The organism is Orrella sp. JC864 (genome assembly GCF_037026685.1).
GTDB lineage: Bacteria > Pseudomonadota > Gammaproteobacteria > Burkholderiales > Burkholderiaceae_B > Orrella.
This window is the reverse complement of the sequence record NZ_JBANET010000016.1, coordinates 41617-53613: the sequence shown is the minus strand read 5'-3', so window position 1 is coordinate 53613 and position 11997 is coordinate 41617. Positions and strand designations below refer to the sequence as shown.

The 11997-nt window shown below is 68.1% G+C and carries 12 protein-coding genes; 1 reads left to right on the top strand and 11 read right to left on the bottom strand.

Features of this window, described 5'->3' with window-relative positions; genetic code table 11:
* Positions 1 to 136 precede the first annotated feature (136 nt).
* A complete protein-coding gene (locus tag V8Z80_RS14890; RefSeq protein ID WP_336062543.1) occupies positions 137 to 592 on the top strand; it encodes a hypothetical protein in 456 nt (151 codons plus the stop codon).
* Positions 593 to 650: 58 nt separating this feature from the next.
* Here the strand turns inward: V8Z80_RS14890 and V8Z80_RS14885 are convergent, their stop codons facing one another.
* From V8Z80_RS14885 to V8Z80_RS14835, 11 genes are all read right to left on the bottom strand, one after another.
* On the bottom strand, positions 651 to 1739 hold the full coding sequence (locus V8Z80_RS14885; protein ID WP_336062542.1) for an ABC transporter ATP-binding protein: 1089 nt from the start codon (positions 1737 to 1739) through the stop codon (positions 651 to 653).
* Positions 1736 to 2713, bottom strand: a complete 978-nt coding sequence (locus tag V8Z80_RS14880; RefSeq protein WP_155196533.1) for an ABC transporter ATP-binding protein — start codon at positions 2711 to 2713, stop codon at positions 1736 to 1738. The genes V8Z80_RS14885 and V8Z80_RS14880 overlap by 4 nt, the downstream gene beginning before the upstream one ends.
* Before the next feature lie 19 nt (positions 2714 to 2732).
* Positions 2733 to 3647 (bottom strand): ABC transporter permease, encoded by a 915-nt coding sequence (locus V8Z80_RS14875; RefSeq protein ID WP_155196534.1) that lies wholly within the window; start codon positions 3645 to 3647, stop codon positions 2733 to 2735.
* Positions 3647 to 4627, bottom strand: coding sequence for an ABC transporter permease (locus V8Z80_RS14870; RefSeq protein WP_155196535.1), 981 nt, complete (start codon positions 4625 to 4627; stop codon positions 3647 to 3649). Before V8Z80_RS14870 ends, V8Z80_RS14875 begins: the two co-directional genes overlap by 1 nt.
* A 147-nt stretch (positions 4628 to 4774) precedes the next feature.
* Positions 4775 to 6346 carry an ABC transporter substrate-binding protein gene (locus V8Z80_RS14865; RefSeq protein WP_155196536.1) on the bottom strand — a complete coding sequence of 524 codons (1572 nt, stop codon included), beginning with the start codon at positions 6344 to 6346 and terminating at the stop codon, positions 4775 to 4777.
* Between the two features lie 119 nt (positions 6347 to 6465).
* The gene (locus tag V8Z80_RS14860) at positions 6466 to 7389 is read right to left on the bottom strand and encodes a glycosyltransferase family 2 protein (protein ID WP_336062541.1); all 924 of its coding nucleotides are present in this window, start codon (positions 7387 to 7389) and stop codon (positions 6466 to 6468) included.
* A 103-nt stretch (positions 7390 to 7492) separates the two neighbouring features.
* Positions 7493 to 8230, bottom strand: a complete 738-nt coding sequence (locus V8Z80_RS14855; protein ID WP_336062540.1) for a branched-chain amino acid ABC transporter ATP-binding protein — start codon at positions 8228 to 8230, stop codon at positions 7493 to 7495.
* A gap of 4 nt (positions 8231 to 8234) precedes the next feature.
* The gene (locus V8Z80_RS14850; RefSeq protein ID WP_336062539.1) at positions 8235 to 8942 is read right to left on the bottom strand and encodes an ABC transporter ATP-binding protein; all 708 of its coding nucleotides are present in this window, start codon (positions 8940 to 8942) and stop codon (positions 8235 to 8237) included.
* Positions 8943 to 8955: 13 nt separating this feature from the next.
* The gene (locus tag V8Z80_RS14845; protein WP_336062538.1) at positions 8956 to 9837 is read right to left on the bottom strand and encodes a branched-chain amino acid ABC transporter permease; all 882 of its coding nucleotides are present in this window, start codon (positions 9835 to 9837) and stop codon (positions 8956 to 8958) included.
* A gap of 10 nt (positions 9838 to 9847) precedes the next feature.
* Entirely contained in the window at positions 9848 to 10837 is a 990-nt protein-coding gene (locus V8Z80_RS14840) for a branched-chain amino acid ABC transporter permease (RefSeq protein WP_155196541.1), read from the bottom strand.
* 122 nt (positions 10838 to 10959) lie between these two features.
* On the bottom strand, positions 10960 to 11862 hold the full coding sequence (locus V8Z80_RS14835) for a LysR substrate-binding domain-containing protein (protein ID WP_155196542.1): 903 nt from the start codon (positions 11860 to 11862) through the stop codon (positions 10960 to 10962).
* Positions 11863 to 11997: the final 135 nt, after the last annotated feature.

Genomic DNA, 11997 nt, shown 5'->3' with positions numbered 1-11997 from the left:
TGCAAGCCGGTGGCATCATCATCCGGCCAGATGCGGCCGGCGGCATGAGCCCTGCGTATGGCGCGAATGCCACCCGTCCCGAAGCACAACAGGACCGACCATGCCTCTACCCTCCGACCCAGCGGAAGCCCCGTGCGTGTTCACCGAAGACGAACTCGTCATGCTAGGTAAAACGGCGGACGCGCTCACTGCCTATCTTGGCCAGCCGATACTGGCCGAAGTGGATACGGCGGAAAACGGCCACGAGTGGGTGGCCTTTGCCGTGCCGCTGTCCGACCAAGGCTCGCCGGCCGACGAAGATGTCCGCATCCAGATGGGCGGGCCCGACGCGCGCTGGGTGGGCAACAAGGGCGGCCTGACGCCCGCCCCCGAGGACGTCTACGACTGCCGCTTCCTGTGGGGCATACAGCTGTGCCCCGAAGAGGGGCGGCGCTACACCAAGCTCGATCACGAAGGCGAGGAATGCGGCTGGTCCGACCATCTGGTGGAACTGCTGCCGTTCGTGATCGCCGATGACGAGCCCGCCGGCGAGCAGGACGAAGCCGAGGACGACGACGAGCCCAGCTTCGTCCCGGAGCGGCGCGCCCGCTAGCCTCCCGGCCGGCGCCATGCGCCGCGGCCTGTCTGCGGCGCATGGCGCCGGTACCGGCTCAGCGCGCCGGCTGCGCCGGCCCCACCACATCCTCCCAGCCTTGCGCCACGCCGTGGCACGCCACCTCGGCCGGCCCGTCCGGCAGGTTGGCGGGCGCCTCGCGCTTGCAAAGCTCGCGCGCATGCGGACAACGGGGATGGAAGGTACAGCCCGGGGGCGGATTGAGCGGATTGGGCACTTCGCCGGCCACCGGAATGCGCCGCCGGCCCGTGCCGCTCATGTCCGGGATGGCCGAGAGCAGCATGCGCGTGTAGGGGTGGCGCGGCCGGGCGAACAGCTCGTCGCGCGGCGCGATCTCGACCAGGCGCCCCAGGTACATCACCCCTACCCGGTCGGCCACGTGATGCACCACCGCCAGGTTGTGCGAGATGAACAGGTAGGTCAGTCCGAGCTCGCGCTGCAGGTCCTTCATCAGGTTCAGCACCTGCGCCTGCACCGAAACGTCCAGCGCCGAGGTCGGCTCGTCGCACACCAGGAACTCGGGCTTGGCGGCCAGGGCCCGCGCGATGGAGATGCGCTGGCGCTGCCCGCCCGAGAACTGGTGCGGATAGCGGTTGCGGTCGGCCGGGTCCAGGCCCACCTGGCGCAGCAGCTCGTCCACCCGCTCGCGCTGCTGGGCCGGCGTCATGTCGGTGTGCGCCCGCAGCGGCTCGGCGATGATGCGGCCCACCCGCCAGCGCGGATTCAGGCTGGCATAGGGATCCTGGAAGATCATCTGCAGGCGCCGCCGCAAGGCGCGCCCGGCCGGGCCGCTCATCTGCGCAAGCGGCTGGCCGTCGAAGCGGATGGCGCCGCGCGTCAGGCCGTACAGGCCCACCAGCAGGCGCGCCATGGTGGACTTGCCGCAGCCGGACTCGCCCACCAGCGCCAGGGTCTCGCCCTTGCGGATGGTGAACGACACGCCGTCGACGGCGCGCAGCATCACGCGCGGCTTGCGGCCCAGGACGCGCTCGAGCCAGGGCGGCGAGACATCGAACCAGCGCGCGGCATCGTCCACCCGGACCAGGGCTTGGGATTGCCCGGCCCCCGGACTGCCTTCGTGCGGCGCGCTCCGGTCTGCGCGCGTGGAAAGGTCCGGCGCGTTCATGCTGCCTCCCGGTGCTGGTCGTGCAGCCAACAGGCCGCGTGCGAGGCGCCGGCCGGCAGCAGCTCGGGGCGCTCGCGCACGCAGCGGTCCATGCGCGCCGGACAGCGCGGATTGAAGGCGCAGCCCGGCGGTATGGCGGTCAGGCGCGGCATGCTGCCGTCGATCTGCACCAGCCGCTCGGCATGCCCGTCCAGCGTCGGAATGGAGCCCATCAGGCCGCGCGTGTAGGGATGCGCGGGCGCGTGGATGACCTGGGCCACCGGCCCGATCTCGGCCACCCGGCCGGCGTACATCACCGCCACGCGGTCTGCCGTCTCGGCGATCACCCCCATGTCGTGCGTGATCAGCATCACCGCCGTGCCCTGCTCGCGGCACAGCTTCTTGAGCAGGTCGATGATCTGCGCCTGGATGGATACGTCCAGCGCGGTGGTCGGTTCGTCGGCCACGATGAGCCGCGGCTCGGCCGCCAGCGCCAGGGCGATCACCACGCGTTGGCGCATGCCGCCGGAGAACTGGTGCGGATAGTGGTCGATGCGCTCGCGCGCGGCGGGGATGCCGGTGGACGCCAGCAGCTCGATGGCGCGCGTGCGCGCCTGCGACCAGCTCATGGGCAGGTGCGTGACGATGGTTTCGGTCAGCTGCCGGCCCACCGTGTACAACGGATTGAGCGAGGTCAGCGGATCCTGGAAGATCGCGCCGATCTGCCGGCCGCGCACGCGGCGCATGGCCTCGGGCGGCAGGTTGTCGATGCGCTTGCCTTCGAGCAGGATCTGGCCGGCGCCGATGCGTCCGGGCGGCTCGAGCAGGCCAATGATGGATGCGCCGGTCAGGGACTTGCCCGCCCCGGATTCGCCCACCACGCCCAGCACCTCGCCGGCGGAAATGGAAAAGGACACGTCGTCCAGGGCGCGCAGCACGCCCCGGCGCGTGGGAAATTCGACCCGCAGATTGCGGACCTCAAGCAAGGGACTCATGGGTCGCTCCTTCTGTGGGCTAGCTCAGCCTGGGGTTCAGGGCGTCGCGCAGCCAATCGCCCAGCAGGTTGACCGACAGCACCAGCAGCACCAGCGCCAGGCCGGGGAATATGGTGATCCACCATTCTCCGGAGAACAGGAAATCGTTGCCGACGCGGATCAGCGTGCCCAGCGAGGGCGAGGTCGGCGGCACGCCCACCCCCAGGAAGGACAAGGTGGCCTCGGTAATGATGGCGGTCGCCAGGTGCACCGTGGCCAGCACCAGCACCGGTCCCATGACGTTGGGCAGCACGTGGCGGAACATGATCGCCCCCGAGGAAATGCCGATGACGCGCGCGGCCTGCACGTACTCGCGGTTCTTCTCGACCAGGGTCGAGCCGCGCACCGTGCGCGCGTATTGCGGCCAGCCGGCCAGCGCGATGGCGCCCACCAGCACGGGGAAGGCGATCACGTCATGGTCGCCGGCCGACACCACCGCCCGCGCCACGCCGTCGATCAGGAGCGCGATCAGGATGGCGGGAAAGGACAGCTGCACGTCGGCCACGCGCATGATGAAGGCGTCCACCCGGCCGCCGGCATACCCCGACAGCAGGCCCAGGCCGATGCCGATCAGCATGGACAGCGCCACCGAGGCCAGGCCGATCAGCAGCGACACGCGCGTGCCGTAGAGCAGCGCCGAGTAAAGGTCGCGGCCCTGGCTGTCGGTGCCCAGCAGGTAGTCGGGCGTGCCGCCCTCCAGCCAGGCCGGCGGCAGCAAGGCGTCGATCAGGTTGACCGTGGCCAGGTCGAAGGGATTGTGCGGCGCCACCCAGCCCGCGCCGAAGGCCCCGACCATCATCAGGACGAACATCACGGTGGCGGCCACGGCCACCGGCGTATGGCGCCAGGACCACATCAGGTCGCTGTCCCACCAGCGTATGAGCACGGCTTTCATCAGTGGCCTCCCGCGCGGCCCAGCCGCAGCCTGGGGTCCACCGCGAAATACAGCAGGTCGACCACGAGGTTGATGACCACGAACACCAGGGCGATCAGGCACAGGTACGCCGCCATGACCGGCACGTCGGCGAACTGCACGGCCTGGATGAACAGCAGCCCCATGCCCGGCCACTGGAACACCGTCTCGGTGACGATGGCGAAGGCGATGATGCCGCCCAGCTGCAGCCCCGTGATGGTGATGACCGGCACCAGGGTGTTCTTGAGCGCGTGGCCGAAGTGGATGGCGCGCTTGCTCAGGCCCCGGGCGTGGGCGAACTTGATGTAGTCGGTGCGCAGCACCTCGAGCATCTCGGAGCGCACCAGCCGCATGATGAGGGTGAGCTGGAACAGCGACAGCGTGATGGCCGGCAGGATCAGGTGCTTCCAGCCGCTGGCGGTCAGCAGCCCGGTGGTCCAGCCGCCGATGCGCACGGTCTCGCCGCGCCCATAGCTGGGCAGCCAGCCCAGCTGCACCGAAAACACCAGGATCAGCAGGATGCCGATCAGGAAAGTGGGCAGGGAAACGCCCAGCAGCGACAGGGCCAGCAGCGATTGGGCCAGCCAGCCCCGCCGCCGCAGCGCCGTATACACCCCCAACGGTACGCCCACGACCAGGGCCAGCGCGGCGGCGGCCAGGGACAGCTCGACCGTGGCGGGCAGCCTTTCGGCAAGCAGCGAGGAAACAGGCTGCGCCTGCCGCAGCGACAGGCCGAAGTCGCCTTGCACCGCGTTCTGCACGAAGCGCACGAACTGCACCGGCGCCGGCTGGTCCAGGCCCAGCGACTGCCGAAGCTCGATGCGGTCCTGTTCGGTGGCGTCCTGGCCCAGCATGATGGTGACCGGATCGCCGACGTAGCGAAAAAGCATGAACGCCAGCAGGGCCACCGTCAGCATGACGGCGACGGCCTGCGCCAGGCGTCGGATGATGAAAGCAAGCATGTGTCTCTACCTATGCACGGGGACCGTGGGCAGGTGGCCCCGTGTCCATGCCCGGGCGAATGGCCCGGGCGCGTTGCAGCGCTTCTGAAAACGAGGCGCGCGCCTGCCTCGTGGACGGGCGCGCGCCGGCGTCAGGTAGCGACGGGATCAGTCGATCGTGACCCACTCGACCGACAGGCGGTTGTCGGCGCGGTGGATGACGTTGACGTTTTTCTTCATCGCCCAGGGAATCACCTGGTCGTGCAGCGGGATATGGCCGAACTCCTGCGCATGGATCTGCAGGGCCCGATGGATGGCCGCATTGCGCTTGGCTTCGTCGGTTTCCACCTTGACCTGGTCGATCAGCTTGTCGACCTCGTCGTTCTGGTAGTAGCCGAAGTTGAACGAGCCGTCGGCGCCTTCGTTCTTGCTGCGGATCAGGCTTTGCAGCGTGTACAGCGCATCGAAGGTGGGCACGCCCCAGCCGAACAGGTAGGCGCTGGTGTCGAAGGACTGCACCTTGGGGAAATAGGTGGCGCGCGGCATGGCGTTCAGGCGGGCCTGCACGCCCACGCGCGCCCACATCGCCACGACCGCCTGGCAGATGGCCTCGTCGTTGATGTAGCGGTTGTTGGGGCAGTCCAGCGTGAAGTTCAGGCCCTCGGCGTAGCCGGCTTCCTTGAGCAGTTCGCGGGCGCGCTCCGGATCGTAGGGCACGCGCTGGGCCAGCTCCTTGGTCCAGCCCTGGACCTGCGGGGCGATCATGGTGCCGGTGGGCGCCGACAGGCCGCGCATCACCGCCTTCTTGATCGCCTCGACGTCGATGGCGCGGTACAGCGCTTCGCGCACGCGCACGTCGGCAAAGGGGTTCTTGCCCTTGATGGTGGAGTACTTCAGCTCCTTGCTGCCCTGGTCCAGCCCCAGGTAGATGGTGCGGTATTCGTTGCCCTCGACCACCTTGACCTGCTGCTGCAGGCGCTGCAGGTCCTGGGCGGGAGGATCGAGCACGAAGTCGATCTCGCCCGAAAGCAGCGCGGCGGTGCGGGTGGCGGCCTGGCGGATCGGGGTGTAGATGACCTCGGTCACGTTGCCCTTCTTGTCGGCCTTGTTCCACCAGCCGGGGTTCTCGACGAACACGGTGCGCACGTCCACTTCGCGGCTCTTGAGCTGGTAGGGCCCGGTGCCGTTGGCATTGCGCGCCGCGTAGGTTTCCTCGTTCTTGGAGAAGTCCTGCGGGGCGGCGGCGTTGTGCTTCTCGGCCCAGCCCTGGTCCATGATGAACACGTTGGTCAGCTGGCGCAGCAGCACCGGGTTCGGTCCGCCGGTGATGATCTCGACGGTATGGGCATCGACCGCCCGCACGTCCTCGATGCCGTTGACGTAGGCCTTGAAGTGCGAAGTGGGCGCCATGGCGCGCTTGATGGAGAACACCACGTCCTGCGCATCGAAATCCGAGCCGTCGTGGAACTTGACCCCTTGGCGCAGCGTGAAGCGCCACACGGTGGGCTCGACCTGCTCCCAGGCTGTCGCCAGGCCCGGCGAGATCTCGAAGTCGGGGTTGTATTGCACCAGCGGCTCGTACACGTAGCTGGAGGCGGCGATGTTGAGCCCTTCGTTTTGCGCGTGCGGATCCAGGGTAAGGATGTCGCCTTGGCTGGCCCAGCGTAGGGTCTTGGCGTGGCCCACCGTGGGGAGGGCCATCGTGGCCGCGATAGCGGCTGCAATAAAGGTGCGACGCATGGAGAAACTCCTGTATGACAGCCAGCTGAATGCGGCGTGACGGCGATAGTGCCGCAACTGTCACAATGGCGTCAATCAATGGGCACGAGGCTTACACGAGGCTTTCGGGGACGGGGTCGTCATGCCCCGCGATAGCGATCGCGCAGGTACAGGAACCCGCCCAGCGGCGCCATGACGGTGCACAGCAGGATGGCGCCCGGCTTGCGCAAGCCTTGCGGGCAGGCGGCCCGGCGGCCTTCGCGGCCCAGGTGCAGGCCGAAGCGCACGTGGCGCGCGGCCGCCAGCAGGAAGGTCGTGGGGCGGCGCACGAAATAGCGCAAGTGGTGCGACAGCATCTCGTGAGCAAGCAGGTACAGCCCGGGCGCGGTGTCGCGCACCGGGGCGCGCGAGATGGAGTCGGCCGAGTCCTCGTAATGGCGCACCACGCGGTTGATGAAGCGCGAGCGGTAGCCCGCCCGCGCAATGGCCCACCACACCACGCTTTCGGGCACGAAGCCTTCGATGTGCTCGGGAAAGGGAAAGCGCGCCAACAGCTCGGTGCGGGTAAAGCCGAATTTCTCGCCGCGCACGTCCATGCCGAAATACGCCTCGACCGGCGTGCTGTCCATCACGTCCCGCGGATAGCGGTCGCCCACGATGGTGCCGTCGGGCCGGGCGCACAGGCCGGTGACCGAGGCGTATTGGCCCCGCCGTTCGGCGGGGATGTCCAGCCAGGCCTGGTGCAGGATGGCCAGCGCGTCCGGCGGCATGCTGTCGTCGCTGTCCAGGGCCAGGAACAGCTCTGCGCGGGCCTGCCGCACGCCCAGGTTGAAGGCGGCCTTCTTGTGGCGGTGCGCCTGGCGGAAGAAGCGGACCGGGAACGGCGCCTGGGCCGCCCAGGCCTGGACCAGCGCCTCGGTATCGTCGGTGGAGCCGTCGTCCACCACCACCCATTCGAAATCGCGGAAGGTCTGCGCAAAAAGGCTGTCGTACACCCGCCGCAGCGTGTGGGCGCGGTTGTAGGTGGCGGTAAAGACGGTAAAGACGTGCGCATGATCGGCCATGGCGCTGCCCTTGCGGATGGAGGCCGCACGAGTATAAGCCTGGCCGCCTCCCAGCGGCGTTGCGCGCGCGTCGCAGCTGTTTCAGGATGCAGCGCGGCTGCGCTCAGTCGATGCGGTAGTCCATCCAGGTGGCGACCATGTCGCGCAGGCCGGCGCCCTGCTCGAAGGCCTGGCGGTCTCCCTCGGCCTTGTTGCGCCCCAGTTCGAGTATGTACAGGTGATCGGCGATCTCGGCGCAGCGGCGCACGTTCTGGTCCACCAGCACCACCGTCATGCCCTCGTCGGCCAGGCCGCGCACCAGGGCATAGATCTCCTTGGATATCCGGGGCGCGAGCATGGCCGTGGGCTCGTCGAGCAGGATCACCGAAGGCTCGATCAGCAGGGCCCGGCCGAATTCCACGAAACGCTGCTGCCCGCCGCTCATGCTCGAGACCGGGTCGCGGCGCTTTTCGGCCAGGATGGGAAAGCGGCTGTAGACCGCGTCGATGCGCCGGCGCACGCGCGCGCGGTCCTTGCGGAACGGCCAGCAGCCCAGCAGCAGGTTGTCCTCGACCGACAGGTCGGCGAACAGGCTGCGGCTTTGCGGCACGTAGGCCATGCCCCGCCCGGCGCGCCGGCTGGCCGGCTCGCGGCTGATGTCCTGGCCGCCGAGCACGATGCTGCCGTGGCGCAGCGGCAGAAAGCCGAACAGCGTCTTGAGCACCGTGGACTTGCCCGCGCCGTTGGGGCCGATGATGCCGGTGATGCACCCCTTGCGCGCGGCGATGCTGACGCGGTTCAGGATGGTGATGTCGCCGTGATAGGCCACGGTCGCCTCGTTCAGGCTCAGGACGGCGTCCATGCGGCTAGGCTCCCAGGTAGGCTTCGATGACCGCCGGATCGGACCGCACGGCCTGGGCGTCGCCCTGCGTGAGGATGGCGCCCTCGTTCATCACGATGATGTGGTGCGAAAGCTGGTAGATCGAAGTCAGGTCGTGCGAGACCAGCACCACCGAGCAGCCGTGCTCGACGGGTATCTCGGCGATCAGTGCGATGAGCTTGCGGGCCAGCTCGGGATTGACGCCCGCAAAGGGCTCGTCCAGCAGGATCAGGCGGGGCCGCGCCACCATGATGCGGGCCAGCTCCACCAGCTTCTGCTGGCCGCCGGACAGTTCTTCCGCGTAGTTGTGCCGCAGCCGCAGCAGCCCCACCTTGTCCAGCCAATAGGCCGACATGTCGTCGCGCTCGACCTGGCTGGCCGCGGCGCTGGCCTGGGCCACGTCCATGTTCTCCATCAGCGTCATGCGCTGGAACACCCGCGGCACCTGGAAAGTGCGGCCGATGCCCAGCGCGGCGATCTGGTGCACCGCGCGCCCGATCAGCGGCTGGCCCTGCAGCGCGATGCTGCCCGAGTCGGCGCGGTAGATGCCATTGATGCAGTTCAGCAGCGTGGTCTTGCCCGAGCCGTTCATGCCGATCACGCCCAGGATGGCGCGCTCGGGCACGTCCAGGTCTATGCCCCGCAGCGCCTGCAGGCCGCCGAAGCGCTTTTTCAGATTGCGTACCGCCAGCATCGCCCCTCCCCTATCAGCTCAGTTGGCGCTGGCCCATCAGGCCCGACGGACGGATGAAAATCATGGCGATCATCAGGGAGAAACCCAGCGCCGTGGCCATGGACGGGTTCATGTAGACCACCGCCACCTGCTCGGTCACGCCGTAGAGCAGCGCGCCGACCAGGGCGCCGATGGGGTGTCCCAGCCCGCCCAGCACGATCACCACGAAGCCGATCAGCGTGTAGTCGTTGCCCATGAAGGGGCTGAAGGACGGAAAGACCATGCCGACGATGACGCCGGTGGCCGCGGCCAGCCCGATGCCCAGCCCGAAGGCCACGGCGGACAGCCGCTGCGCATTGATGCCCACGATGCTGACCGCATCGCGGTTCATGATGATGGCTCGCAGCGCCTTGCCCAGCTGGGTGCGGTACAGAAAACCCGTCAGCGCCGCCACCAGCAGCAGCGCCACGCCCAGCGCGATCAGCCGGATGGTGGGCAGGATGACCTCGCCGAAGGTGAGAAACACCGGCTCGAAGGAAACGTCCAGGCTGCGCGCGTCGGCCTCGAACAGCAGCAGCATGCCCGCGCCCAGCGAGATGGAGACGCCGAACATCAGCAGCAGCGAGCTGGTTTCGGGGTCGTCCGAGCGCGCCAGCCTGGGCACCAGCAGGTAGTACAGCAGGCAGCCCACCGCGAAGAAGGCGGCAAAGGCCAGCGGCAGCGCCAGGAAGGGATCGATGCCGAAGAACTGCAGCATCACCCAGGCGAAATAGGCCCCCAGCACGAGGAATTCGCCATGCGCGAAATTCACCACGCGCAGCACGCCGTAGATGATGTTCAATCCCAGGCCGATCAGGCCGTAGATGGCGCCCAGGATCAGGCCGTTGACCAGGCCCTGGATCAGCAGTGCAGTCATGGCGGTCTCCTCAGGCGATGTAGCGGCGCAGCTGCGGTTTGTGCTTGAGCAGGCTGCCGACCACGCCGCGCGGCAGGAACAGCATCAGCCCGATGATGACCAGTCCCAGCAGCAGCAGGTTGAGCAGCGGGAAGCGCTCCCAGATGACATGGTCTATGCCGAACAGCGCGATGGTGCCCACCACGGGGCCGAGGATGGTGCCAAAGCCCCCGGCCATGCCGTAGATGATGCTCTTGGCGGTGACCAGCACGTGGAAGGCGTACTCGGGATCGACCACGTTGGTGTACCAGGCCTCGACGCCGCCGGCCAGCGCCGGGATGAGCGCGGCCAGCAGCCAGGCCTTGAGCCGCACGCGCGGCACGTTGATGCCCACGCAGGCGGCCGCGCCCGCGTCGTCCTTGATGGCGCGCAGCTGCCGGCCCAGCCGCGAGCGCGACAGCCACAGCACGGCGGCCAGGGCGAAGGCCATGACCGCCAGCATGGCGTAGAAGCTGTGCGTGGGATTGTTGGCGCTGGCCAGGATCAGGCCCATGCTGCCGCCGGTGTAGGCATCGGGCAGGTTGGCGATGAACAGCCTGACGATGGTGGCCAGCCCCAGGCTGACAATGCCGAAATACACGCCCTTGAGCCGCAGCGTGGGCGCCATCAGCAGCGCGATCAGCATGCCCGCCAGGCCGGCGGCCAGCAGGGACGGCAGGATGGGCAGTCCCAGCACGCGATAGCAGATGCCGGTGGCATAGGCGCCGATGCCATAGAACACCACATAGCCGAAAGGCAGGTAGCCGGTAAAGCCCACGCAGATGTTCATGCCCGTGGCCATGGCGATCCACAGCATCAGGTAGAACGCGAAGGTGGCGTTGTCCGAGACCAGCGGCACCAGGGCCAGCACGGCCACCAGCGCGGCAAACAGCCCCGCGGCCAGCCGGATCCGCAGGCGGTCGACGCTTTGGTCTTGCTGACGCTGGCTGGCGTAGGCCGCGTCGCTGGCGTGGCTTTGCATCTGCCTCACTCCGGGATCGTGGACGATCGCTTGTTTTGAGAGCGGCCAGTATGCGCCCGCCAGACCTATAAATTCAAGTTAACTATTCCTAGTAAAAACCCTTAAAAGCAGGCACCAGCCGCTCAGTCCGCCGTCCGGTACAGGCCGCGCAGCACCTGGGCGAAACGCTTGGCCACCTCGGACAGCGGCCGATCGACGGCATGCACCAGCAGCATGCGCAAGGAGAGCTCTTCCTCCAGCGGCACCACGCACAGATTGGGCCAGATGTTCTCCATCACGGAGAACTCGTCGACGATGGCGTAGCCCACGCCGGTATTGGCCATGGCGCAGGCCAGGTGGGAAGTGGGCACGTCGGCGAACACGCGCGGCGACAGGCCCGCGCGGGCGAAGGCATTGGCCGCCAGCATGCCGAAATGCAGGCGCTCGCCCACGACGATCTGCGGCAGCGCGGCCAGCGCCCGCAGCGACACGGCGCGCTGGCGCGCGAGCGGCTGGTCGGCCGGGATCACGGCCACCAGCCGGCCGGCGCAGATGGCCTGGCTGGAAAGAAAGGGATGCTCGGCCGGGATGGTCAGCACCGCCGCGTCGACCTCGCCGCTGAGCAGCTTTTCGGCGATCTCCTGGATCGTGGTCTCGGTCTGGAACCGCAGGAAGGTTTCGGGATGGCGGGCGCGGAAGGCGGCCAGCGCGCGCGGCATCACATGCGTGCTCAGGCTGGGATTGGAAGCCACCTTCAGCACGCCGCCGCGCGAATCGGCGATGGCGCGGGTCATGTCGTTGACGCGCTGCAAGGCCTTTTGCGCGCGCTCGATCTCGGGCAGCAGGTCGTTCAGCGCCTTGGTCGGCCGCAGCCGCCCGCGCACCCGCTCGAACAGCTCGACGCCCACGTGGGCCTCGGTCTGCGCCAGCATGCGGCTGATGGCCGGCTGCGTCACGTCCAGCTGCTTGGCCGCGGCGCTGATCGAGCCGGCAGTCACCACGGTCCAGAGCATCTCGATCTGCTTGAAATTCAGTTTTCGCGTCATACGCAACCTATAATTTTTTGGTATATCCTACTCGCCAGCGGACCCGTACCGCGCCGTAATAGTAGTGGCACGCGCCGCCCGCCGATACCAACCACCCATCCGAACGGGGAGACAACCATGCTTGAGCAACGCCCG